Annotated in this window: 29 protein-coding genes and 2 pseudogenes; 10 read left to right on the top strand and 21 right to left on the bottom strand. The window is 40.7% G+C overall.

What is annotated here, in order from left to right; translation table 11 throughout:
- Positions 1–50: 50 nt before the first annotated feature.
- From PSH48_RS05090 to gcvA, 4 genes are all read right to left on the bottom strand, one after another.
- A complete protein-coding gene (locus tag PSH48_RS05090; protein ID WP_273611027.1) occupies positions 51–1,280 on the bottom strand; it encodes an MFS transporter in 1,230 nt (409 codons plus the stop codon).
- Between the two features lie 57 nt (positions 1,281–1,337).
- Positions 1,338–1,604 carry a carboxymuconolactone decarboxylase family protein gene (locus PSH48_RS05095; RefSeq protein ID WP_273611028.1) on the bottom strand — a complete coding sequence of 89 codons (267 nt, stop codon included), beginning with the start codon at positions 1,602–1,604 and terminating at the stop codon, positions 1,338–1,340.
- A 7-nt stretch (positions 1,605–1,611) separates the two neighbouring features.
- Positions 1,612–1,863, bottom strand: coding sequence for a hypothetical protein (locus PSH48_RS05100; RefSeq protein ID WP_273611029.1), 252 nt, complete (start codon positions 1,861–1,863; stop codon positions 1,612–1,614).
- Between the two features lie 155 nt (positions 1,864–2,018).
- A complete protein-coding gene (gene gcvA / locus PSH48_RS05105) occupies positions 2,019–2,948 on the bottom strand; it encodes a transcriptional regulator GcvA (protein ID WP_273611030.1) in 930 nt (309 codons plus the stop codon).
- Between the two features lie 169 nt (positions 2,949–3,117).
- On the opposite strand from gcvA, the gene PSH48_RS05110 reads away from it, so the two are divergent.
- From PSH48_RS05110 to PSH48_RS05130, 5 genes are all read left to right on the top strand, one after another.
- Positions 3,118–3,891 carry an SDR family NAD(P)-dependent oxidoreductase gene (locus PSH48_RS05110; RefSeq protein ID WP_273611031.1) on the top strand — a complete coding sequence of 258 codons (774 nt, stop codon included), beginning with the start codon at positions 3,118–3,120 and terminating at the stop codon, positions 3,889–3,891.
- A 62-nt stretch (positions 3,892–3,953) separates the two neighbouring features.
- Positions 3,954–4,235 (top strand): hypothetical protein, encoded by a 282-nt coding sequence (locus tag PSH48_RS05115; RefSeq protein WP_273611032.1) that lies wholly within the window; start codon positions 3,954–3,956, stop codon positions 4,233–4,235.
- Positions 4,236–4,263: 28 nt separating this feature from the next.
- A complete protein-coding gene (locus PSH48_RS05120) occupies positions 4,264–4,608 on the top strand; it encodes a carboxymuconolactone decarboxylase family protein (RefSeq protein ID WP_096042627.1) in 345 nt (114 codons plus the stop codon).
- A gap of 62 nt (positions 4,609–4,670) precedes the next feature.
- Entirely contained in the window at positions 4,671–5,345 is a 675-nt protein-coding gene (locus tag PSH48_RS05125; RefSeq protein ID WP_096042626.1) for a cupin domain-containing protein, read from the top strand.
- Between the two features lie 3 nt (positions 5,346–5,348).
- Positions 5,349–6,452 (top strand): flavin monoamine oxidase family protein, encoded by a 1,104-nt coding sequence (locus PSH48_RS05130; RefSeq protein WP_273611033.1) that lies wholly within the window; start codon positions 5,349–5,351, stop codon positions 6,450–6,452.
- A 117-nt stretch (positions 6,453–6,569) separates the two neighbouring features.
- Here PSH48_RS05130 and PSH48_RS05135 read toward each other — a convergent pair whose 3' ends face one another.
- Together PSH48_RS05135 and PSH48_RS05140 are read right to left on the bottom strand one after the other, a co-directional pair.
- Positions 6,570–7,088 carry a hypothetical protein gene (locus PSH48_RS05135; RefSeq protein ID WP_273611034.1) on the bottom strand — a complete coding sequence of 173 codons (519 nt, stop codon included), beginning with the start codon at positions 7,086–7,088 and terminating at the stop codon, positions 6,570–6,572.
- 27 nt (positions 7,089–7,115) lie between these two features.
- Positions 7,116–7,358, bottom strand: coding sequence for a DUF2798 domain-containing protein (locus PSH48_RS05140; RefSeq protein WP_273611035.1), 243 nt, complete (start codon positions 7,356–7,358; stop codon positions 7,116–7,118).
- A gap of 108 nt (positions 7,359–7,466) precedes the next feature.
- Here PSH48_RS05140 and PSH48_RS05145 point away from each other — a divergent pair, with 108 nt between their 5' ends.
- Entirely contained in the window at positions 7,467–8,378 is a 912-nt protein-coding gene (locus PSH48_RS05145) for a LysR family transcriptional regulator (RefSeq protein ID WP_273611036.1), read from the top strand.
- A 120-nt stretch (positions 8,379–8,498) separates the two neighbouring features.
- On the opposite strand, the gene PSH48_RS05150 is transcribed toward PSH48_RS05145, so the two are convergent.
- The 3 genes from PSH48_RS05150 to PSH48_RS05160 form a co-directional block, all read right to left on the bottom strand.
- Complete coding sequence (locus PSH48_RS05150; protein ID WP_273611037.1) at positions 8,499–8,741, bottom strand: DUF2798 domain-containing protein; 243 nt, start codon at positions 8,739–8,741, stop codon at positions 8,499–8,501.
- Positions 8,742–8,933: 192 nt separating this feature from the next.
- The gene (locus tag PSH48_RS05155) at positions 8,934–9,665 is read right to left on the bottom strand and encodes an SDR family oxidoreductase (protein ID WP_273611038.1); all 732 of its coding nucleotides are present in this window, start codon (positions 9,663–9,665) and stop codon (positions 8,934–8,936) included.
- A 109-nt stretch (positions 9,666–9,774) separates the two neighbouring features.
- Positions 9,775–10,326: a carboxymuconolactone decarboxylase family protein gene (locus tag PSH48_RS05160; RefSeq protein WP_054982016.1), complete on the bottom strand. Its 552-nt coding sequence runs from the start codon at positions 10,324–10,326 to the stop codon at positions 9,775–9,777.
- Between the two features lie 300 nt (positions 10,327–10,626).
- Between PSH48_RS05160 and PSH48_RS05165 the strand changes: the two genes are divergently transcribed.
- Positions 10,627–11,211: a TetR/AcrR family transcriptional regulator gene (locus PSH48_RS05165; protein ID WP_273611039.1), complete on the top strand. Its 585-nt coding sequence runs from the start codon at positions 10,627–10,629 to the stop codon at positions 11,209–11,211.
- 255 nt (positions 11,212–11,466) lie between these two features.
- Here the strand turns inward: PSH48_RS05165 and PSH48_RS05170 are convergent, their stop codons facing one another.
- A complete protein-coding gene (locus PSH48_RS05170; protein ID WP_273611040.1) occupies positions 11,467–12,351 on the bottom strand; it encodes a LysR family transcriptional regulator in 885 nt (294 codons plus the stop codon).
- Positions 12,352–12,517: 166 nt separating this feature from the next.
- On the opposite strand from PSH48_RS05170, the gene PSH48_RS05175 reads away from it, so the two are divergent.
- Positions 12,518–13,000, top strand: coding sequence for a DUF2938 domain-containing protein (locus tag PSH48_RS05175; RefSeq protein WP_273611041.1), 483 nt, complete (start codon positions 12,518–12,520; stop codon positions 12,998–13,000).
- Between the two features lie 21 nt (positions 13,001–13,021).
- On the top strand, positions 13,022–13,432 hold the full coding sequence (locus PSH48_RS05180) for a disulfide bond formation protein B (protein WP_273611042.1): 411 nt from the start codon (positions 13,022–13,024) through the stop codon (positions 13,430–13,432).
- Between the two features lie 128 nt (positions 13,433–13,560).
- Here PSH48_RS05180 and PSH48_RS05185 read toward each other — a convergent pair whose 3' ends face one another.
- From PSH48_RS05185 to PSH48_RS05215, 7 genes and pseudogenes are all read right to left on the bottom strand, one after another.
- Positions 13,561–14,151: a TetR/AcrR family transcriptional regulator gene (locus PSH48_RS05185; protein WP_054982011.1), complete on the bottom strand. Its 591-nt coding sequence runs from the start codon at positions 14,149–14,151 to the stop codon at positions 13,561–13,563.
- Positions 14,152–14,277: 126 nt separating this feature from the next.
- Positions 14,278–15,228: a thioredoxin-disulfide reductase gene (gene trxB / locus PSH48_RS05190; protein ID WP_273611043.1), complete on the bottom strand. Its 951-nt coding sequence runs from the start codon at positions 15,226–15,228 to the stop codon at positions 14,278–14,280.
- 19 nt (positions 15,229–15,247) lie between these two features.
- Positions 15,248–15,571 (bottom strand): thioredoxin family protein, encoded by a 324-nt coding sequence (locus PSH48_RS05195; RefSeq protein WP_054982009.1) that lies wholly within the window; start codon positions 15,569–15,571, stop codon positions 15,248–15,250.
- 544 nt (positions 15,572–16,115) lie between these two features.
- Complete coding sequence (locus tag PSH48_RS05200; protein WP_273611044.1) at positions 16,116–16,604, bottom strand: GNAT family N-acetyltransferase; 489 nt, start codon at positions 16,602–16,604, stop codon at positions 16,116–16,118.
- A 56-nt stretch (positions 16,605–16,660) separates the two neighbouring features.
- Positions 16,661–16,864, bottom strand: a pseudogene (locus PSH48_RS05205) (GNAT family N-acetyltransferase); the annotation flags it as partial.
- A gap of 160 nt (positions 16,865–17,024) precedes the next feature.
- A pseudogene (locus PSH48_RS05210) lies at positions 17,025–17,267 on the bottom strand (GNAT family N-acetyltransferase); the annotation flags it as partial.
- Between the two features lie 199 nt (positions 17,268–17,466).
- Positions 17,467–17,967, bottom strand: a complete 501-nt coding sequence (locus PSH48_RS05215) for a lactoylglutathione lyase family protein (RefSeq protein WP_273611045.1) — start codon at positions 17,965–17,967, stop codon at positions 17,467–17,469.
- Positions 17,968–18,068: 101 nt separating this feature from the next.
- Between PSH48_RS05215 and PSH48_RS05220 the strand changes: the two genes are divergently transcribed.
- On the top strand, positions 18,069–18,938 hold the full coding sequence (locus tag PSH48_RS05220; RefSeq protein WP_055254265.1) for a LysR family transcriptional regulator: 870 nt from the start codon (positions 18,069–18,071) through the stop codon (positions 18,936–18,938).
- Between the two features lie 64 nt (positions 18,939–19,002).
- On the opposite strand, the gene PSH48_RS05225 is transcribed toward PSH48_RS05220, so the two are convergent.
- The 4 genes from PSH48_RS05225 to PSH48_RS05240 form a co-directional block, all read right to left on the bottom strand.
- Positions 19,003–20,205: a multidrug effflux MFS transporter gene (locus PSH48_RS05225; RefSeq protein ID WP_096042620.1), complete on the bottom strand. Its 1,203-nt coding sequence runs from the start codon at positions 20,203–20,205 to the stop codon at positions 19,003–19,005.
- A gap of 230 nt (positions 20,206–20,435) precedes the next feature.
- Positions 20,436–21,515: a heparan-alpha-glucosaminide N-acetyltransferase domain-containing protein gene (locus PSH48_RS05230; protein ID WP_273611046.1), complete on the bottom strand. Its 1,080-nt coding sequence runs from the start codon at positions 21,513–21,515 to the stop codon at positions 20,436–20,438.
- On the bottom strand, positions 21,499–22,137 hold the full coding sequence (locus PSH48_RS05235; RefSeq protein WP_273611047.1) for a hypothetical protein: 639 nt from the start codon (positions 22,135–22,137) through the stop codon (positions 21,499–21,501). Before PSH48_RS05235 ends, PSH48_RS05230 begins: the two co-directional genes overlap by 17 nt.
- Positions 22,130–24,478, bottom strand: a complete 2,349-nt coding sequence (locus PSH48_RS05240) for a GNAT family N-acetyltransferase (protein WP_273611048.1) — start codon at positions 24,476–24,478, stop codon at positions 22,130–22,132. The genes PSH48_RS05235 and PSH48_RS05240 overlap by 8 nt, the downstream gene beginning before the upstream one ends.
- Between the last annotated feature and the right edge of the window lie 12 nt (positions 24,479–24,490).

Genomic DNA, 24,490 nt, shown 5'->3' on the forward strand with positions numbered 1-24,490 from the left:
AATAACCTTTAGCTTGCTAATAAAAGCGGCTTGTAGAGCAGTTAGTGTGTTTAAGCTTGCTCGCTAAAATTGGCTTGGCATTTTTTGGTTAATATCAAAACAATAACGGCCAGTAATAAAGGCAAAAACGACGCCCATAAAACGGTGTGCCAACCGTACGCACTTAATAACCCACCTGATGAAAAAGAGCCTACCGCCATTAAGCCAAACACTATAAAGTCACTAAACGATTGAGCACGGTTTTTTTCTTCTGGCTTGTGCGTTTCTAACACTAATGCGGATGCCCCTAAAAAGCCAAAGTTCCAACCTATGCCTAACAAAATTAATAGCGCGTAAAAGTGATATACACCTCCACCTAAAAAGCCTATAGCTGCTGAAATTGCAGTTAAAATAATACCAAAAACAGAAATACGAGCAGCCCCAAAACGTGCAATGAGCTTACCGGTAAAAAAGCTAGGTGCATACATAGCAATAACATGCCACTGCATTCCTAAGTTTGCTGACTCTTGGCTATGCCCGTGCATATGCATTGCCAAAGGTGCCGATGTCATTAAAAAGTTCATCACCATATACGATGCTGCACCACAAATAACCGCGCTTATAAATCGTGGTTGCAAAGCAATTGTTCTCAATGGTCTTCCTGAATATGCTTGATTTGCTAAAGGCTTAGCCAATTTAACGCCAAACAAAATAACACCAGCGAGAGCCGCGACAATGGCTTGCGCAATAAATGTGGCAGCAAACATTTTGTCTGACCACAGGTGCATGGTATGCGTAACTAACTGCGAGCCAATAACACCTGCAGCTACGCCACCGGCCATTACCATAGAAAGCGCTTGCGGGCGTTTATTTTCGGGCACGCCATCGGTTGCAGCAAACCGAAATGACAAAGCCACTGCCGCATAAGCGCCGCCCAATAGCGCAGATAAACAGTACAGCCAAAAGCTGTCTATATACAACGCAATAGTCGCTAATAGTCCGGTTAAAACACCCGCGCCAGTGCCTGCCATAAAGGCTGCACGCCGGCCATATTTTCGTGCTAATTCACCGGCGGGTAAAACACACAACGCCATTCCTAAAACAAAAATAGAAACAGGTAAAGTGGCTAAAAGTGCAGTAGGAGCAAGCAAGCTGCCCACTACCGCACCTGTTGCATATAGCACAACGCTATTAGCCCCAGAAAGTGCCTGGGCTAACATTAAACGCCATAAGTTAACTGTTTGAACTTGAGGGTCGCTTTGCTCAAGCCTATCTGAGTCTATAGCGTTTAATTTTTCCATGATTTCACTTTCCTAAAAGTATTCAAGGCGCTTAAAAGCGATTTATGGTTGAGGTATTTAAATGGCTAACGCCACTAAAAAGCGCGATACCATGTTGTAAGCAGCAACCGTTGCTACCGCTTCTACTGTTTGCGTTTCACCAAATAGTGCTTTTAAACGTTCAATAACGTCGCCATCAACATTTACTTTAGTGGTTGATTGCTCAGTAAGCTCAAGCAAAGCCAGCTCCTGCTCAGAGAATAACTCAGCATTTACTACCACACTTTTAAGAGCAGTTGCTTTTTCATCGCTACCGCCAGCCTGTATGTATGCAGGGTAGTGCACATTCCACTCAAAATCGGCTTTGTTTAATACCGCTACCTACACGCAGCATAATAAGTTCGCGATACTCAAGCGATAAGCCAAAGTTTGCTCTAACGCGCCCTAACAGCTCATTCCAGCCTTTAGCTAAAGGAAAGCTTTTTAGTAGTACTCTATCTATGCCTATTAGTTCACCGTTTGGACGACGACCTTGCATTTCGGCTAGTAGTTCGGCTGGGGCTTGCTCGCCATCTTGCCATGGCGTTACTCTTACTTGTGACATAATGTTTACTCCTAATTAAACGCCACTTTAGTCATTAAAGAGGCTAACTTGGAGCGAAAGCTTACGGGGAATGAACGTACTTAACCACAGAGATTATCTTTTACCATGGTAAATATTTTCTTTATTGCTGTATTTTATCAAAGCACTCCTGAGCTTTAATCTCTTTTAGCCCGCGGGTTTTCTACCTCTTTAAACAGCCATTCTTTAAATGCGTGTATTCTTGGCAGTTCAGCACATTCGGGGCGGTAAATAACGTAATACGCCAAAGGCGATTCAAAATAAATATCAGGGAATAACCTGACCAATCGCCCTGCGGCTAGATCATCTTTAGCCATAACACTGCGTGCTAACGCCACGCCGTGACCATCAATAGCTGATTGCAATACAGCCGCTGAGTTATTTATTTGAATGCTTTTAGTGGTTAAAGGGCCTGTTACTCCGGCTTTTTTTAACCACGCCGACCAAGACGGAAACCCCGTGTGGTCATCCATTGATTGATCGTGTATTAGGGTTTCGTTCAATAATTTATCTATGGTGTTTAAGCGGTTTGAGTCTTCTAAAAACTTAGGTGAGCATACCGGGTATACCTCTTCATCCATTAGTTTTTCTGCGTTCAAGCCTTGCCAAGTGCCTACACCAAAGCGTATGCCTATATCTATACGCTGCTCAGTAAAATCAACAGGTTTTAAATTAGTATTTAGATTTACACTGGTTTGCGAGCATATCTCTTGAAAGAAATGCAACCTAGGTAATAACCACTTGGCGGCAAATGCGGGGCTTACTGCCACTGTTAACGCGCCACTTATGGCGTTGTCTTTTAAAATGTCTAGTCCTTGGGCAAGTTTATCAAAGCCTTCGCGTATTAGTGGCAGGGCACTTTGCGCGGTTTCGGTGGTTACTAGCCGTGTTTTACCTGAGCTCATTCTATGAAATAGCGGCGTGTCGAGCCACTCTTCTAATGTTTTTACCAGCTGCCCAACGGCTGCAGGCGTTACATTTAGCTCTTCAGCTGCCGCTGAAAAACTTTGGTGCCTTGCGCTTGCTTCAAACGCTTTTAATGCATTGAGGTGTATAGGTGATTTCATACGATAAACTTTTTCTTTACTGATGATTCAGATTATCTCGTTTGTTAAAGCAAGTAAATAAGTAAAAAATACCGCCCAAGCCAACCAGCAAGTTACTTGCTATTAGGCAACCCAATACTTTTTATTTATATAACAAATACAGCGCTTAGTGGCGCTTGGAGCAATAAACATGACTAAGCAATTTTTAGGTAAAAAATTACTCGTTATTGGTGGTACTAGCGGAATGGGTTTTGAAACGGCTCGATTAATTTTAGAGCAAGGCGGCCACGCTGTTATTGTTGGCCACCGTAAAGAAAAAGCCCGAGCAGCAAAAGAGCAGTTATCAGCTTTAGGCACTGTTGAGGTGTTAACCGCTGATTTAACCAGCGACGAAGGCGTGCAAAACTTAATTAACACACTTTCACAAGACCACGCAGACGTGGATTTACTGGTAAATGCGGCCGGTGTGTTTTTCCCTAAACCATTTTTAGAGCACGAAGCGGCTGATTACGATCAGTACATGCAAATTAACCGCGCACTATTTTTTATTACACAAAAAGTAGCCGCTAATTTAGTGGCAGCAAAACGCGCAGGCGCCATTGTAAATGTGGGTTCTATGTGGGGTAAGCAAGCTATTGCCGCTACACCATCGTCAGCGTATTCAATGGCTAAAGCGGGCTTACATGCGCTAACTCAACATTTAGCAATGGAATTAGCCGCGCACAACATTCGCGTTAATGCAGTATCGCCAGCGGTTGTACAAACGCCAATTTACGAAGGTTTTATTCCTAAAGCACAAGTAAACGATGCCCTACAAGGCTTTAACAGTTTCCACCCAATTGGCCGTGTAGGTACCAGCGAAGATGTCGCCAATACCATTGCGTTTTTACTCAGCGACAAAGCCGCTTGGGTCACAGGTGCCGTATGGGATGTTGACGGCGGCGTAATGGCAGGTCGTAACTAAATATCGTAAGCGCTAATGGGCTAAAACTGCCCGTAGCTAAATTTAATCACTGGAGAACAAATATGGTTTATTTACAAATTACACTAAATGTTGACCACGGTAATAGAAAAGCAGCAGCAGAGGTTTTTAATACCTACAAAGCCCCATTTTTAGACATTGTAAGAGGCGCAGTTTCAAAAGAGTTATTAGCGCGTGATGAAGATGTACAGGTACTTCACGGCTTTGAAACTATTGAGCACGCTCATGAGTACTTAGAAAGCGATTTATTTAATGCAGATGTAGTTACCGCGCTCGCGCCACTACTTACTAATGAACCAGAAGTACGCATTTACTGCGTAGCTTAGTAAAAAATTAAGATAGGAAAGTAAAAAAATGTCACAAGATTGGAACGCGTACCGCACCGAAGTAATGAACACTGTAGGTGCGTTTGCTAAGCAAAGCCCAGATACCCTACGCGGATTAATGACAATGGATGGCGCTGGCGAAAAGACAGGCCACTTAACGCCTAAATTACATGAGCTAATAGCGCTCGCTGTTGCAGTAACAACACGTTGTGATGGGTGTATTGCGATGCACACTAAAAAAGCGGTTGAGCACGGCGCAACAATTGGTGAAATATCTGAAGCGTTAGGCGTTGCTGTAGCCTTAAATGCAGGTGCTGCGCTAACTTACAGTGCACGAGTACTTGACGCTCACGCACAATTACAAAACGCTTAATAAGCGTAAATTTATAGAGCAATAACATACATTATTGCTCTTATTTTATTTAGGTTAGATATATGCGAGTAAATTCAGATTTTTCAAAAAACGCTTTAATGCTGCCAAGTCAATATAGTTGGCAAACATCGCCTCAGGCGGGTGTTGAGCGCGTAATGCTCGACAGAATAGGCGCTGAAAAAGCCAGAGCAACAAGCGTAGTGCGCTACGCGCCTGAGTCTACTTTTCCAAGTCATGCTCACCCAGGTGGTGAAGAGATATTGGTACTTTCGGGCACTTTTTCAGATGAGTCGGGCGACTACCCACAAGGCTTTTATTTACGAAACCCGCCAGGGTCTTCACATGCACCTAAAAGTAAAAGTGGCGCAACCATTTTTGTAAAACTGTGGCAAATGTGCGTAACAGAAGCCACCTCTGTGCGCATAAATACACACGATCCGGCTACGTGGATAACCCAAAATAACCGCCTAATATGCCCGCTTTATCAAGATGATAACGAAGTAACTAAACTGGTAAAGTTAACCCCGCAACAGCCCCTATTTGATAACCTAAAAGCACATAATGCCTTAGAGCTATTTGTACTGGGCGGCAGCGTAATACACAACGAGGTAGAATATTCAAAAGGAAGCTGGCTAAGGCTGCCAAGCACGAGTAAAGCGTTAATATCTGCGGGAAATAACAGCGCTACAATTTACCTAAAAGTAGGTAATTTTAAAAACATAGGCTGTGGAGGCTAAATAATGCGTACAAAAATTGCGATTATAGGCGGTGGGCTAAGCGGCGTGTATGCAGCTTACCAGTTAGAGCAATGCGGCATTACCGATTACATATTGCTTGAAGCCAGAGACCAATTAGGTGGCCGTATTATGGACTTTACAAGCCTGTCGCAAGCGACAACAAATAGCTTTGATCTTGGCCCAACGTGGTTTTGGCCAGAGTTTCAGCCGCAATTAAATGCCATTATTAAAACCCTAAACCTAGAAACATTTGCCCAGTACGAGCAAGGCAATACGTTAGTAGAGCGCTCACATACACAACCGCCCACAGCAATGCCCGGTTATACGCATGCGCCTACGTCTATGCGGTTAAAAGGTGGCATGGGCACCCTTATTAATGCCTTACATGCAAAGCTTAGCAACAAACACATAGTGACCGGCGCTTTGGTTAAAACAATTACCCACCAACACGGTAATATTGAAGTTAACTTTAGCACCTCAAACACAACCGATAATAAAGTAAACGTTGAGCACATAATGCTTGCGCTACCACCACGCTTAGCCGCAAGCCAAATAACATTTACCCCCGCATTGCCAAGCGATTTAGTAACGCAGTGGCAAAATACCGCAACCTGGATGGCACCCCACGCTAAGTATATTGCAGTGTACGATACGCCATTTTGGCGTAAGCAAACGCTCTCGGGCAGCGCCCGCAGCAGTGTTGGGCCAATGGCAGAAATACACGATGCATCAAATCCTCAAGGCCAAGCCGCATTATTTGGCTTTATTGGCATACCCGCCGATGATCGAAAACGCATTAGTAATGAAGATTTAATCACCCATTGCAGAGCGCAGTTAGTCAGGCTTTTTGGCGCACAAGCCGCCACACCCAAAGCCGATATTATTAAAGACTGGGCACAAGACCCACTCACCGCAACACATTTAGATACACATGCGGCTAATACGCATACCCCAGCACCTTACATAACCGCGCAAAATGGCCCATGGCATCAAAATTTAGTCGGTATTGGCAGTGAATGGTCAGTGCAATTTCCGGGCTACGTTGCCGGTGCAGTTGATGCGGCAAGTATAAGTGTTGAGCATTACTTAAAAAACGTTAAAGCGTGATGTGTAATGGCTGACGTTTAAGCTTAGCGTTTTAATGGATTGCTCATAACGGCAGCTGATGGGCGGTTATGAGCGTTCAGGAGACAATCATCATTATAGTGATTTAAACAGATTAACTTATTTGTATTTAAACTTCCTAAATATCCATACATTCAACCCAATCAGCAACATAACAATTAATGTCAGAATTGGAGGCTTTGATTGTAATGGTAAAAACTCAGCAGTTACTTCTGGAATTATGTGAACATACACTGCGACAATCATAATGGATAGCGCTAATAGTGATGAGCAATAAAATACTTTTCTTATTCTACTTTTTGTTAAAACCTTGGATAGAGTAAGCACAATCAGAAATCCTAAACCAGCTGAAATTTCACCTAATTGACCAGCCCACCTAGCTATCTCGGGTAATGGCAGTCCACTCAAAGCTATTTGTTTAGTAAACATAGTGTTGAACGGCTCAAAGAACTTTACTGTGCCAGCCATAATTAAAAAAATAGCTAACAAGCCGGTTAATAGCTTTTGTATGATGGCCAAAGGGGTCATCGCTGAATGGCGTAACGCCATCCACATTAACCCGACAATAACCAATACACTCGATATTAGTGATACTTCTATTAATAATTGTTTCCCCATTTCATTTTTCCTATATTTTATGGTGAATTATTTCTCTTCAGATTCTAATAATACTTTGCTAACAAAAAGCCGAACTGTTGGTGCAATTACAGCTAAAAGTAATAGTGCAGAAGGAATAACTTCTCCTATAGAGTAAGACCATGCACTCATAAATGAGATATCGTCAGACATCATTTTACTGGCCATAATAGCCGTCATGCCTAAAAGCATTGAAGGTAAAACCATTGAGGCTATTAGCGGATATTTAAATTTTTGAGGAAACTTTTTCATATTGGTCACAACTTGAATAATTTAGAGGGCATATTTTAAAGCCTTGCCCTTCTTTCAAAAATAGCTATTATTGAAATTTATAAATTCATATTTGAATGATTAGATATTATGGACGCCAAAGAGCTCGGCAATTTATATTGGTTTTGCCTATCAGTAGAATGTGGTGGTTACGCCTCTGCTAGTCTCATAGCTACAGCCTCTGCCCCGACGCTTTCTAGGGCTGTGAGTCAATTAGAAGAAAAAGTAGGTGAAAAACTCATTCATCGCCATGCCAAAAAATTCCAACTCACTAATGCAGGTGAAGAATATTACCGACGCTTTGCTCCCATTTTCAAACAAGTTGATGAACAATGGCTCAACCTTTCTAATACACAGGCAACATTAACAGGTGATATTTATGTTTCGTGTCCAGAGCCTTTCGCTGATTATTTTCTTCAGAATTTAGCAATCGAATTTATGACAGAACATCCCGGTGTTAAAATCCACATTAGTTTCTCTTCTGACACTGAAAACTATATTGATGAACGTATTGACCTCGCTATTGTTACTACACCGAGCAATATACCTACATTAATTCAAAAACCCTTATTTCAAACTGAGCTAGTCTTAGCTGCATCACCCAAATACCTTAAAGCTCAAGGTATTCCCAATAATATAGAGTCATTACTTGAACATAATTTACTCGCTGGAAATACTATGCCTTTTTGGGAATTTAAGTACCAAGGTGTAACTACAAAGCTACCTGTAATGGCTAAGTATTCAATAAATAGCCTCCGTTTAATGATTAATGCAGTTAAAGCGGGCATGGGGATAGGCTTGATACCGAAAGAAGTGTTATTAGAATTTGAAAAAGACGCAGTGCTACAGAGGGTATTGCCCGATGTAGAGTGCCCGAATGGCAAAGCTTATATTGTATGGAGTGATCGTCAGTTGATTGCTAGTAGGGTGGTCGCATTTAGAGAAAAAATAATTCAAAAAATGGATAAACCATCAGACTTATTTAAATCCATGGTGAGTTAGTTTTTGCTAGAACAGATTAAGTGCTAACTACAATAAAAAAATAAGTCTAATAGACCGCTATTGGCTATTATAGTATTGATGACGTTGATAAAAATAAGCGCTTAAAGTCAGTACAACTTCTCATTTTGCTTCTGGCTCTAACAATATTTTCGTCACAAGTAATTTAATCGTTGGTGCGACAACTAATAATAGCATTATTGCAAAAGGGATAACTTGCCCAATTGAGTTTATCCATGCACTGATAAACGAAGCTTCATCTGACAGGGTTTTATAGGCCATCACCCCAGACGTTCCTATCAACATTGAAGATGACACCATAGAAACAGTAAGTGGATATTGATACTTACGCGGAATTTTTTTCATATTTGCTCCAAGGTGTCATTAAAATTCAGCTTTTTGAGTAGAAAGTAAATAGCTAAGCACTAATACAGAAATAATACCAAAGCTTGCCATGGTCCATTTACTTCTATTTTTATCTACCATAAACGACAGCAGCAAATAACAGTACTTGAGAGTAGATAGCCGTATAACCCTTAGCTATTAGATCTAGATTTACTACGAAAAATCTTTCAAGATAATATTGTCTGCGTAGCTTTGGTAAGCACCTTCAATCATCTTAGCCATATCGTCTGGGAAGAGTAGAAAGTCACCTTTTTCAAGAGAGTCTATAATGCCTTCAGAGACAGACTCAGCACTTGCTAAGTTATCGAAGCCAGCTCTTTTTCCCATATCTGTTTCAATTGGACCGGGGTGAACACTAAGTACCTGAACGCCTTTTTCGGCAAATGCGTCTTTCAACCCTTGTGTGATTGAGTAGGATGCAGCTTTAGATGCCGAGTAAGTGGTTTCCTGAAGAAAGTTTTTCATCGATACAACAGAATTCAGTTGGACTAACGCACCTTTATTACGCTCAAGCGTTTTAGCAAAGGCGTTGGCAATACGCACTAAACCATAAACATTAACGTCTATTTCCTTAGCTAAAGACTCAAAAATATTCTCTGCTAAAGGTGTAGTCGACAGCATTATACCTGCGTTGTTAACTACAAGATCGACATCAGTAGCCTCAGCTGCCGCTTTGTTAACTGAGTCGGTGCTTGAAATATCCGTCTGGATAGTTGCTACTTTTTCACCGTATTGCTTTTCTAATGCTTTAGTTGACTCAGGATTGCGCACACCAAGATATACTTTTTTGGCACCGTGTTGCAGAAGTGACTCAACAATGGCTTTACCTATGCCACGATTTGCGCCGGTAACGAAAGCTACTTTGTCTTTAATGATAAAACTCATTTGATATTCCTTTGGTTTAGCATCCGTTGCGATTGCTAAAGTTTTATCGCAACGGAAAATTGATTAGGCTGTAATAAAGTATTTACTATAACTGTGCAGTTATAACTCGTTACTTTTTAGTCCATTCAAATTTATTAAACATTGAATCTACTGGTGTTTCAGCAATGTGGTTTACATAGTTGCTGATCACTTTTTGTGATAACCCAAGAATGATTTCTAATACTTGTTGCTGCGCGTAACCTGCGGCAAAGAAAGCATCGACTTGTTCAGGTGTTACGTTGCCGCGTTGGCGTACGATAGCTAGCGTGAAATCTTGAAGCGCTTGTAGTTTCTCTGTTGGCATCGCTTCTTGGTTACGTAACGCCTCAGTTAAAGCGGCATCAACTTTCATTGAGTGTGCAATACCAGTATGAGCTGGCACACAATAATGACACTCATGCTCAACGTTAATTGTTTGCCACACTACAGTTAATTCTTCTGCGTTGAATGATGTTGCTGTAAATAACTGATGTAGCTGTGTATAAGCTTTTAATATTTCTGGTGATTCAGCCATTGCTGCATATAAGCCAGGAACAACACCCATTTGCTTTTTAGCGCCCTCTAAAATTGCTTTGCTTTTTTCTGGTGCTGTTTCTACTGTGTGTAATGTAAATTTGCTCATTTTTAATCTCCAATGACATAGGTTGTTTAGGGGTTGTCCCTATATAAAAAGGGAATAAATCTTGAAGCCCCTTAGTTGATGGAGTGAACTATACACCCACCTGAACGATCGCTCAAGTTATATTTGAGCGATCGTTCAATTATTTTAAATGTGTAAATATAATCTATTGTATTTAAATGGATATTTGTCTTGAAATATTTTTGCTTTATTAGAAGTCACCTCTGCTGAGTTTAACTTTACCTAAAGATAAAATATAACTATAATTGAACGACTGTTCATTTAATGTTTTTAGGTGGAGTTATGGCAAAGACCACAACATTTGATCGCCAAGAAGTGATAGATAAGGCAACCAATCTTTATTGGAAGAAAGGCTTTCATGCAACATCAATGCGAAACTTGCAAGACGCGGTAGACCTTCGCCCCGGTAGCATATACTCAGCATTTGGTAATAAAGATGGTTTATTTAAGGAAGCCTTAGCTAACTATGCTGATATGAGCCTGTCACTATTACAGCAATGTAAAGACGAACATGATTCGCCACTTCATGCACTAAAAGCCTTTATGAAGTTAATAATAGTAGAGTCACAAAATAGTGCTCCAAATGGCATTTGTATGCTGTCAAAAACTATTTCAGAATTAACAGATGAGAATCAAGATTTAATTGATGTAACGAAAGCACATCTAGTTAATATATCCTCAGCATTGGTCAGATTAATTGAAGAAGCACAGACATTAGGTGAGGTGGGTAAAAATAAAAATGCTGAAGATCTTGCTACCCATGTACAAATTCAAATAACAGGTTTACGTACTTTTGCCAAAATTAATAAAGACAAAAATAAGGTTAATGCCATGATAGACGATATTTTTACGCATTATCCTTTTTAATAGGTGTTAAGGGTTAGTCATAAAGGCCTAAAGGATCAAATCTTGGCGGCCTACAACATGTTCCTGATCCTCTGCAAATGGCACTCCCTAGCTACTCAACAACATTAAATACTGTAATAATTGGCAAAGTATTTTACTGTGTCGGATGGCGCTTCGCTTATCCGACCTACACTGGCACATATCTAACAGCTCAAGTTAATACTCCACGAACTTAGTTAATTCACTTTAACACCCTACATTTAACAGCAAAGCTATTTACACATTAGAGCGTGTTGATTCTATAAACCCTTTTACATAATCAAGCTGTAAGTCGTCATCGCGCACGCCTACATTAACGCTTTTTTGCAGCCCTTTATTACCTATGCGGATGCCTTTTACGCCTAAACGGCTTTCGTGCGATGACACTAGCCACTCGGGTAATGCAGCCACGCCACGATTGGCAGACACTAATTGCAACATCATTTCGGTGGTTTCTATGGGAACTCTGCGTTTAGGTTGCACGTTAGCGGGGTCTAAAAATCGGGTGTATACATCTAAGCGGTTGTAGCCTACGGGCACGGTGTAAAGTATTTGGTCTTCGAGATCTTGTGCTGTAACAAACGCTTTGTTGTATAGCGGGTTTTGCTCGCTCACGACAATACATAAATTGTAGTTAAACACCGACCTAAAGTTTAAGCCCTCTGTATTGATGGGGTCGGGGGTTATTAGCACATCTATTTCGTTGGCTTTGAGTGCTGCTATGCCATCAAATCTAAAGGCACTTTTTATTTCTACGTCTACCTCTGACCATGCTTTTAAAAATTGCTGAATTTTGCCCATTAACCATTGCTCACACGGGTGGCATTCCATGCCTATACGCATGATTCCTCGCCGGCCTTGGGCAAATTCTTGCAATACGCGCTCGGCGTGCTCAAACTCGGTGACCATTTTGTCTGCAAGTGAAAGTAAATAAAGCCCCGCCTGAGAATACACCAGCGTATTGCCTTTACGGTGCCACAGTTTTACGCCAAATCGGCGCTCTAATTTAGCAATAGTATGGCTCACAGCCGATTGGCTTAAGTTTAAACTTTCGGCCGCAGCGGTCACGCTTTTAAGGCGATTAACCTCTTTAATAATGTGTAGATGATTACGTTCAAGCATTATGATTTATATTCATTCCAAAACCAGTTTTTACCATTAGTGTTCATAATGGTGTTTTGGTAATATTATCACATTACATACCCAAGTCTATGCACTTTGCTGTTGTGCTATGTATACACACCAGCAAAACACCTAGCATTTAACGTATTACCAGGAGATACAGCCTATGTTTAGCGACTCTATCTATACTTTTATATTAATAGGTATAGGGGGCACACTAGTGTTAGATATTTACGCGGGGTTACTCGCTAAGTTTTTTGATTTACCTGCCACCAATTGGCGATTAGTCGGGCGCTGGGTAGGTCATATGAAGTCGGGGCAATTTTATCAGCCTGCACTACCTAAGGCCGAAAAAATACAGGGTGAGCTTACCATTGGTTGGGTTGTACACTACCTAATTGGCATAGCGTACGGGTTAATATTAATGGTGTGTGTAAACACGCAGTGGCTTGATTTGCCAACCATACTACCTGCATTACTTGTTTCATGGTTTGGCATAGTTGCCCCCTTTTTTATAATGATGCCAGGCATGGGGGCGGGTATGGCCGGTGCAAAAACACCTAACCCCACCGTTACGCGCATAAAAAGCTTTGTAGGGCACACCATATTTGGCTTAGGCATGTTTTTAACCGCACTGGTTTTAGCATAATTTTAAGTAGGAAAGCAGACTATGAACATTTTAAATTTAAGCACCTATTCTACGCATATAAAAATAGTGGGCTTATTAGCTATTGTTATTTCAATAGCTGCGTGGAGCACAGATTTATTAGGCATAGTGTATGCCTGCCCCTATTGTAGAGTGCAGCGCTCAGTAATAGGCCTGTTAGGCTTATTATTAATAACGCCTGCGGTTACACACTGGATAGGCAAATATTTTGCTTTAGTAATTGGTTTTTTTGGCGCAACAGTGGCCGCTAATCAGCACTTTATAGGCTGGAAAAAAATATCAGCAGGCACCTTTGAATTTAAAGATAACCTGTTAGTTGACCCATTTATTTTATCGGCCTGTGCACTAACAGGTATTATTGGGCTCACTTATTTAGCAATAACAGCCGCAAAGTTACCTGCTAAAACGGCTTAACATTTAGTACCGTAGCTAAAACAAACAAGGCGCACTTTTTATTAAAAGTGTGCCTTGTTTTTTTATATATAAATTTAATTTAGTTACGTTAAATCTGTTTTTTCTATGCGCTTAAAGCAATCTACTTATTACCACCTATCTAAAAATAACTCACAGGCTTCTAAAAGCTTTTCCCGTGCAATGCCGTCTCTTGATTGAATAGAAAGGCCATTAATAAAGGTATCTAAAATTAGCATAAATTGCTCTACGGGCATTTCTTGTTGCCACTCTTGCTGGGCTGTTCCGCGCTCTATGCATTTTACAAGCGCTTTACGAATGTCGTTGCGTACCGACAGTGCCATTTGCTCAACTTCTTTATTTTCGTCGCCGCAATTTAAGCCAGATAAAACAATCATGCAGCCAGAAGGTTGCTTAGTTGAGGTTTGCATATGAATGGTTTTAAACACCATGTTTTTAATCGCTGCTTTTGCAGGAACCGACTCGTTTTCTAGCTCCGAAAAGGTCTCTCCACAGGTACTGGTATAAAGTGCTAAACATTCACTGTATAGAGCTTGCTTTGAGCCAAATGCTGCGTAAAAACTCGCAGATGAAATATTGCCTAACACTTTGCGTAGCTCAGCTAAAGAAGTGGATTCGTAGCCTTTTTGCCAAAATAAATCCATTGCACTTTTTATTGCATCTTCACGGTTAAACTGGCGTGGGCGTCCGGTTCGGGCCATATAAATTACCTCAAGTAAGTAAATTTTAAATAAGTGTATTGTTAGTTAAAACACTCAAGCCCGAAATACTAAGTATTGTCGGGCATTGTGCTGATCATATCATAAGTTTTAAATACAGTTGCTGTGCTAAGCACCTAAGCGAGTAAAGTATTGCTCTACATCTAATGCTGCTTTACACCCAGAACCTGCAGATGTAATTGCCTGCCTATAATGGTTATCGCTTACATCACCTGCGGCAAATACGCCGGGAATATTCGTTAATGTTTCACCATTTTCAAACCCAGAATACACATTAATGTAGCCATCACTCATATCAAGCTGATCTTTAAAAATATGTGTATTAGGCTGATGCCCAATGGCAATAAACACGCCATTAACGCTCAGTGTTTCTCTATTGTGCTCCGCTAACGTTGATTTAATAGTAATTCCTGTAACGCCGTTAGCGTCACCCACTATTTCATCAACCTGGTTATTCCACTTAATGGTTACTTTACCTTGCGCTACTTTATCAAATAGGCGCTGTTGTAAAACCTTTTCGGCACTGAGTGAATCACGACGGTGAATAAGCGTAACGTGCGAGGCAATATTAGCTAAATATAAAGCCTCTTCAACTGCGGTATTACCACCGCCAACCACAGCTACGCTTTGGTTTTTATAAAAAAAGCCATCGCAGGTTGCACACGCCGATACACCCTTACCTTTAAACTCGGTCTCGCTTTGTAGGCCAAGGTACTTTGCCGATGCGCCCGTAGAAATAATTAACGCATCAGCTGTGTAAGTTTGCTGCCCTTTAAGTACAAATGGCCTTTGCTGCAGGTCAACATGTGTGATGTAGTCATGCACGATTTCGGTATTAAAATTTTCAGCATGTTCTTTAAACTGTCTCATCAGTTGTGGCCCCTGAATACCCGTTGGGTATCCTGGCCAATTTTCAACATCAGTTGTTGTTGTGAGTTGCCCACCCACTTCAAGGCCAGTAATTAGTAATGGTTCAAGGTTTGCTCTAGCTGCATAAATAGCGGCAGTGTAACCAGCAGGCCCTGAACCCAAAATTATCAACTTTCGATGTGTGCTCATTTATCACCTCTTTGGCGTACTAATCTTTTAAAATTAGCGCTTGTAGCTCTGGCGCAGGCATCATACCTACAGAGCGATTTATTTCTTTACCATTTTTAAATACAACCACAGTAGGAATACTTCTTACCGCTAATTTGGCTGCAACTGATGGAAAATCATCAATATTAAGCTCACCCATAATAATATTTTCATCAGCGAGGTTATCGGCTACTTGCTCGTAAATAGGCGACATCATTTGGCATGGAGCACACCACTCAGCCCATAGTCTTACAACTAATTTGGCGTCTTTTTTGTTTAGCGATTCAAAGTTTTCATCATTTAATTTAATTACTTGGTTAGTCATTTTTGGCTCCTAGTTAAAAGTAAAAATCGACCCACAGTGACACACCTATATTTCGCCTAACAGGTTATTTATATATGCAAACTACGCATAATAAATATCAGAGCTATAAACGTGTTTTAAAAAGATGCTATTTAAAATAAGAGGAACAAACTCTTAAAAATATCAACTTAAAACACATTACCCACAACACTTGTGGATCGATTGATCCGAAATTTACACTCAAGAATAGCGAGTGTCAACAACTTATAGAACACTCATTCCACAAATAAGTAAAATTAACACTCAAAAAGCCGCACTCATAAATTAATTTGAAGCGGCTTTGTTTTTATTTTTTAAATTAAAGCAATAGGTTATAAAGTAAAAAAACAACGCAGCTAAGAGCTGAAATTTAAAATAATTAATTTATGGTTTTTGAGAAAAGAGTAGGGAAGGTGAGCAATATACATTCTGAGGTTGTGAGTTATTCTTAAATAATTTGAATAATAAATGCGATTTAAAAGCATAATAATGAACGCACATTGTATTTATTATGCTATTTGAAGGTTTAGAGGCCTACAACGGCGCTGCGCCTTTCCATTAAAGTTACATTGCGCCATACGCCATGCAGTTGGCCTAATTTTTCTCGGTTTCCAACTTGCCTAAAACCATTACGAGTATGTAGTGTAATGCTGCTTATGTTTTCAGGGAATATACTGGCTTGTAGCATCCATATACCGTTTTTTTCTGATTCTTTAATGAGTGCACAAAGTAATGCGTGCCCCAAGCCTTTACCTTGGGCTTGGTTTGCAACATATACACTTACCTCGGCAACGCCCGAGTATACCTCACGGCTTGAAACCGCAGATAACCCGGCCCAGCCAAGCACCTTTTCATCCTCAACTGCTACAAGACGGCAACAGTTGAGCATAGAACTATTCCATTGTTCCCAATTTTTAGCTTCAGTTTGAAAGGTCGCGTTGCCGGTATCAATGCCTTGCTGATTAATATTTTGAACGGCTAAAAAGTCGTTCTCTGCAAATGGCCTTATGATCACAGTATTTCCTTAAAACTATTATTATTCTTTAAAATTAGCGCTTACTTATAAATGAGTTAACGGCTAATTTTAATTACCGCTAACATATCGTCTTCGTCCTCATCGAGGCCAACTTCCTCAAACCCAAAACTTGAATAAAAATCTTTAGCTATTGGGTTTTGCGGGTTATAACAAATCTCGATTTGTTCAAGCTTAGAAATCGTTTTAATCTCTTCAATTGCCATAGCCAGTGCTTTGCGCCCAATGCCTTTATTTTGATAATACCAACTCCATTAAGTATGTGTTCTAAATTTTACGCCGAAAAAACAATTCAGTTCTAGGCGTAAATTGATGTAAATGGTTGTTCCCTTTACGAAATTTAAAACAAAGAAATGGGTTGTTTTAGCAAGTAAAATAGAGCAGCTATTTATTGGAGTTGGTATAAGTTTGATCTACCATAAAGCGCCAAATAGAAACCTTTTTAGGGGTTTCTTGTACCCACATAAAAAAGCCAACTGGCAGAGCATTTAGGTATATCGCTTTACAGGTATACCCGCTATTATAGTGCGCCTCAACTAACGACCACATATTACACGCTACGTATTCTTCTTGCGTTTTAGTAACCTCTAAATCGCATATGGCTTCATAGTTATCGGCGGTGATGTCTTCCAGTGACAGATTCATGTTTTTCCTTTAGAACAACTTTGTGCAATTAGTAAGCTATCAGTGTATGTACCTATAATCAATCAAATGAAGATATTGATTTTTATACACCCAATATTAGCCAAATTAATAATCTACAAGTCTATTTAACACAAAAAGGCCGCAGTAAATAAATACTGCGGCCTTTGTTTTTAGCTAAACTTTTTTAAATTAGCTACGTTTAGTAAGCGCCTGCGCTGTAAATAAGCTCGTAGCTGTGGCTGTAAATCTCAAGGATGTTACCAAACGGGTCTTCCATGTAGATCATGCGGTACGGCTTTTCGCCAGGGTAGTAGTAACGTGGCTCTGGCATACGTTTTTTACCACCTGCAGCAACAATGCGATCCGCTAAGCCTTCTACATCTGGGTCTTGTACACAGAAATGAAAGATACCGGTTTTCCAGTATTCAAAGTTGTCTTTAGGGTTTTCTTGGTCTTTAAATTCAAAAATTTCTACACCAATACGGTCGCCTGTTGAAAGGTGCGCTATTTTAAATTTTTCCCAATTTGGACTAAATACATCGGTGCACATTTCGCCAATGGGGCTGTTATCTTCTGTGATCACGGTAGGCTCCATTATGGTGTACCAGCCCATCACCTTAGTGTAAAACTCTACGGCTTTTTCAACATCCGGTACAGAAATACCAATGTGCGAAAAACTACGTGGATATGTATGACTCATAATGCTTCCTCTTTAACTGTAATTAGTTGATGGAGTTAGTTTACGAACCCGTGTTTATTAAGTAAAATTATCATTAATCATCATTTTGAGTACGTTTTGTAATGATAAACCCGACATGGTTAAACACGTTTTGTACGTTGGTTGAGGTAAATCATTTTACCCAAACCGCCGAACGCTTATTTATGACCCAATCTGGCGTAAGCCAGCATATTAAAAAGCTAGAGCAGCAAGTAAACTGCGCGCTACTAGAGCGCCACGGCAAACAATTTACCCTTACCGTGCATGGGCAAAATTTGTATCAGCAAGGCAGCTTGTTATTAAAAGAATGGCAATTTTTAGAACAACAATTAAAAGATGACTCGCCTTACAGTGGCCTAGTAAAAATACAATCGCCTGGTAGTTGTGGGCTACAATTTTATAGCCAATTATTAGCATTACAGGCTGAGCATACCGAGCTTAATATTGATTATCGCTTTGCACCTAATACCAGTGTAGAGCAAGCGGTAGCAAACCACAGTGCCGACATAGGCTTTTTAACCCAAGCCCCCACGCTTAGCGAAGTTACCAGCCACAAAATTGGTCAAGAAGCTTTATTATTAGTAACCCCCGCACATATTAAAAACCCAACATGGGAGGTTTTATGTGAGCTTGGCTTTATTGGCCACCCCGATGCAAAACACCACGCGCAGCTATTACTTAGCGAAAACTACAGCGAGTTTGAGCATGTTGACCAAATTAAGCGTACGGGGTTTTCTAACCAAATAAGTTTAATACTCGAGCCGGTAAGTTTAGGGCTAGGTTTTACTGTTTTACCTGCTTATGCGGTGGGCGCATTTAATAAACCAGCACTTATAAAAACGCACCATTTAGCTAATCCAATCAGCGAAAATATTTATGTGTGTCATCATCGTAACAGGCCAATGGCAAAGCGCATGCACACGGTAATTGAGGCGATAAAAGCGGGGGAATAGTTTTTTAAAAAGGCAGTACAGCCAGCTTTTATTTGCTGTACTGCCTTTTTGGGTTTTAGCGTGTTTAAACCTTAGACATATAGGCGCTTACATACGCCTTATTTTTAAATACCAACCATAAAGTAAGCGCTATAAGGCCAATACTTAGCTGAATAATACCTAAGTTTTTAATTAATGTTTCTGCATTAAGCGATACAAGCGCCATGCCTATTGCGCCTGCAATCATAGAGCAAAACTGAATAACGGCCACAGCAGAGCCCGTGTCCGTTGTTTGTTGCTCTAACATTAAATTAGTACCGGGCACGCGGGTAATAATAACGGTTAGGGTAGCTATTGCTGCTAATGCACCAAATACCCAAGGCGATAAGCCGCCTATAAAAATGGTACTTATACCGCATGCTGTTAGGGTTAAAAAACTCGCAGTAATTATTTTTTTTACCGATACACGTTTAGAAAGCCGCATATAAATTGTTGGCCCAAACGAGGCGCACACAGCATTCGCTGCAAAGGCGTAACTAAAGGTTTGTTCAGACAAACCAAACCCGTTGATATATACATAAGAGCCCGCCGCTAAAAACGACATTAACGCCATAGGCACAATAGTAAAAACAGCCAATAGCGATAAAAATGGCGGGTTTTTAACTACTACAGCTAATCGCCCCCACGACTGAAAAACAGAGCCGGCGTAGCGTGTATGTAAGGTTTCGCGGTAAAAAAAGGTAAATAACATAGCCACCGAGCCAAACACGGCTAAAGCAGCAAACATCATATGCCAATTAGCAATTTTTAATAGCAATGCGCCCAGCACAGGCGCCACCATAGGGGCAATAATAACCAGCGACATAATAGTGGCGATAATTTTTTCTCGCTCGCGGCCATCGTACAAATCTTTTACTATTGCCGTGGCTACAACCGTTACTGCACTTCCGCCAAAGGCTTGTAATAAACGCGCGCCTATAAGCATTTCTACAAAATTAGATAACGCACAAAGCACACTGCCTATTACGTATATTCCAAGGCCCATAAGCAAAACAGGTTTACGGCCAAATTTTTCACTTAGTGGGCCCCAAAACAATAGTCCTATGGCGTAGGCTGCAAAGTATACGCTAAGTGTTAAGTTAACCATGGCTTGGTTAGTATTTAGTTTCTCTACCATAGTAGGTAAAGCAGGAAGATATAAATCGGTAGTTAAAGGGGGAAATGCACTAATAATAACTAAAAAAATTAACGTGCCAGTTTTGCCTAATACAGGCTGCTCTACTTTCAAACTAAACTCCAAAAAAACAAAATAACTGACTAATACACAATCTTGCTTATAAATAACGTGGTAAATGCAAAGCACGACTGCACTCATTACCTACTTAATAGACTCCTTTTGTATGCTCCACGTTATAAGTAGATTTTATATACTCTAAGCCCATGTGTATATTGCTCATTTTTTATGTTCGTTTTTTATAGCTGGCTATTACTTTACCAGTAATAGCCAGAGAGTTTAATTTATGCTGTACGCTTAGGCTTTTGCTTAATAGCGAGTATGGTTTGCTTAGCTTGCAAATACACTTTGTGCACTGCAAAGGTTAATAAGCTCATAAGTACCATTAAGCACAACGTTGGCCAAAACGACTGTGTATGATAACCAAATACGCCCATAAGCCAGCAAATTAGCACCCATTGAATAATGTAAAGGGCCGTTACATGTTTGCTCGCATATAAAAGAGCGCGGGTAATAGGGCCATTAAATTTATTGGCAATGGCATATTCTATTAAGGCTAGTGCACATAAATTTAAACCCACTAAATAAATAATACCGCCGCCATTTAAGTGAAAAAAGTTACCAAACTGGCCTTTAAAATCAATAAATAACCACACTGAACCAATCACTAATAATGCGGCCCCTAACTTTGCACACACATTAAATAAATACGCTGCATTATGTTGGCTATTTATATATACACGCCCAAGCACGTAGCCGGTTAATATAGCGCTTACCCATGGAAATACCGGAAAATAAACTTGGTAGTTATTAGCAAAAAACAAATCGCTAATGTAAGGCGAAAGCGCAAACTGCTGCCCCCTAACAAACTGGCTTACAAGTGCAATAGCCATGGCTAAACATGCAATCCATGTGGTTTTCCAGCGGGCAATATTAAGCGTACCAAACAGCACTAAGCTCACCCCAGCAAGTTGTAAAATATCACCGGTTAACATCATAAATTGTAATTGCCCAGCACTGATCGGGCTTTGCCAGCCATAGGCATTTATAAATGCCTCGGGCATGGTATTAAATACCTCAATGGGTAGCCAAAATTTTGCCGCATTCATTAAATAGGCAAGTAGTAAAAGCTGTATACCACGCTTAATTAATAACATGGGGGTTTGCCTGCGCGAAAGCGCCATAGACAGCCCCATCGCCACCAAAAACGAGGCAGTGCCTTTGCCAAGTATATGAATAACAGCACCAAATAGGCTTTCACTTTGAAGCGTGGTGTTCGAGTACATCCATAAAGTGTGTACCAAAGTCATAATAAAAACGCTCGCACCTCGGGCAAGGTCTATCGTTTTAAGACGTGTGTTCATTGGTTTTAATATCCTTTTTAGGGCAGGTTTGGCATTTTTTATAACCAGCTAAATAATAACGACAGCACGTTAAGCGATCGGCCGTTAATTTAAATGGGGTGTTTAAATTAAAGTGATTGCTGATTAAATTGTGTAGCTGTTGATGGCAATGTGTAGTGTGATCAGCGCTTGCTAAATTTAAGCTATGGGCGCGCTCAAATGCGCTGTTAAGGGTGTCGATTAATAAGCGCCCTTGCTCCTTTTTGCCCAGCGCATAATCGCTATTTATCCACTTACCTACACAGCTAATAAACTCAATAAGTGCAGTGTTTTGTTCGGCTTTACTTAATATAGGCGCACCGCTGAGGTTAAACCCTCGGCTATAAGCGCCATTAATTTTAAGCTGTAATTGCATGGGGTTATGTGCATTTTGTTTAGAAGTATGCCAATAACAATAGGCATAAATAGTTTGCCAACAAAGCTGCAAATATAAATGCCGACTAATAAATTGCCCAGGCGCATGTGGGTAATGCGCCTTGCAATGAATCGCTAATGTGCGCACTAAATCTAAGCTTGGGTGAGCCGCAGTAGCTGGCTCATTTGGGAAAAATAAAAAGTGCGCAAGGGTTACAGGCTTAGCCATACAGCTTTGCCGATACCGGGTTATTTAAACTTCCGGCAAACTGTAAACTGCCTGCTGGGTCGGTTAAATCAACCATTTGTTTATTATTGCCAAGCTGCAAGCGGTTTAAGCAAGAGTGTGCAAATTCATCACTAAAAAAGTCATACTCTTTAAAACGCGCATTTAAGGCAGGGTTAGCCTGTTGATACGCTTTAACACTTTGCGCAACGCCGTGCCAAAAGTCGTGCTCGGTAATGCGCTCTTCTCTTACTAAAATAGCCACTAGGTATCTAAAAAAGCAGTCAAATACATCGGTAAATATGCTCAGTAATTCAAGCTCTTTTGGCATAGTAATATGAATGCGCGAAACCTCATCAGGTAAAGGTTCAGTGCTATTAAGCAGCGCTACTTCTTCGCCGATGTCTTTCATGTAAGCGCCAACAGGCACTGAGTTTTTAAGCTTTAAAATAAGGTTTTCGCCGTGGGGCATAAACACTAATTTATGGGCATAAAAACAATGCACTAACGGGATAAGATAGGCGTTAAAATAGTGTTGCAGCCAAGCATGTGTGCTTAAACCACTTTGATCTATTAATGCACCTGCCATACTTTTACCGTTGTTATCTAGGTGCAGTAGTGCGGCCATGGTGGTGAGCTGCTCATTATTTTGTAAGTTATGGTTTGGGTTTTCGCGCCATAAACAGGCAAACATTTTACGGTACGGTGTATCGCCCAACGCGCTTTGCTCAAAGGTATGATGCGCATACCCTAAGGTGGCGTACTCTCTTAGTGCCGTAAAATTGCACGCGCTAAGCGTGGGGTCGTAGTTTACTTTATTAAATACCCAATCATTTATAGCCGGGGTTACCGCCATATAAGCGCGCGAAAGCCCGCGCATAAAACCCATATTTAAAATAGACAGCGCCACTTTTAAATACGGCTTATGCGGGTGTGAGCAGTTATATAAGGTACGAATAGATTGTTGCGCTTGATATAAATCGTCGCCTTCACCTAAGTAAACTAAGCGGTTATTAGCAAACTCGTTGGCAAACACCACACTTAATTTATGTTGGTATTGCCACGGGTGCGCTGGTATTAATAGGTAGTCGTCGGGGTTTAGGTTTTGCGCTTTTAGCGCTTTGGTAAACGCATCACGGGTGGTTAAATCAAGCTCGCCACTAATATGGCTTGGGTAATCACTAAAGTATTCACTATAAGCAAAATCACATACTGTTTTGTGCGCCGCTAACCACAGCACTTTAAACGGTTTACCCACCTCTGGCGCATAGCGTAAAAAGTCGCTTTTGCTAAAACCAATTCGGCCATTATTAGCCACAAACGCAGGGTGGCCTTCGCTCATTGCGGCCTCTATTTGTTGCAGCCCTAATTGCGCAAGTTCGGCTGCGCTAAGGGTGTTGTTTTCGCGTTTATAACAGGCACTGGCAAGTGTGGCGTTAAGCTCTTCAAGGTAGGTGGCTAAACGCTCGCCAGTTAAACCCAGCGCAGGGCCTTGCACGCTAAAAAAGCTCAGTACATCAAGCTCTGCTTGCTCATTATTAAGGTTATAAAAGCATAAGCTTGGCTCGTCTATATCTATGTGATTAAGCGCCATAGCACGGCCATTAAATATAAAATAACCCCCTTCAATATTTACTTTAAAACCTTGTGGGGTTTGCTCTGCAACCAATAAGCGCTCGTGTACCAGTTCGCTAATGGCTTTACTTTGTAAGTGCCTGTTAGCCCACTGCCAGTGGTCAAACTTTACATAGTCGGTGTTTATTGGCGTTTGCGCTTTGTGATGTAAATTAACATGCGTTTCAAATGCAGCTTTATTACAAAACCCAAGGTAGGCGTTTTTATCACCAAGGGTTATTTGCTTAGTATGCACAAAGCCTAAACGCTTATTTAAGGTATGAATTTTACTATTGGCAATATCGGGCTCTACTACTACGCGTGCATCGGCATTATGAGTAAAAATACTGTGCAATACGCACTGCATTATTTCAAAACTAAAATGGCGTTTAGGCTGTGTATTTGGGGCAAGTAAAATATGCATGCCGGTATCGTTTGGCAGTACCTCATAGGCAGCTGCGAGTAGCTTGTCGTGCTTTGGGCTGTAAAGCTCAACTAAGGCAAGCAGCTCATTATTTTGCTCAATAACATAGGCATGATGGTGCGGGTTGTTAATTATATCTTGGTAGGCGCTACAAATTTGCTCGGGGGGGTGTTTACTCATACCCCAAAAATGGGCGTAAGGTAGTGTAAGCCACTGGCAAATTATGGGCATATCGCTTTGCTGTAGTAACCGCATAGTCACATTACCTGTGTGTTGTAACGTGGTTACAAAAGATGAAAAATACATAAAAACTCCTAA

Origin of the sequence: Pseudoalteromonas sp. Angola-4 (assembly GCF_028599265.1) — a bacterium.
Lineage (GTDB): Bacteria > Pseudomonadota > Gammaproteobacteria > Enterobacterales > Alteromonadaceae > Pseudoalteromonas > Pseudoalteromonas atlantica.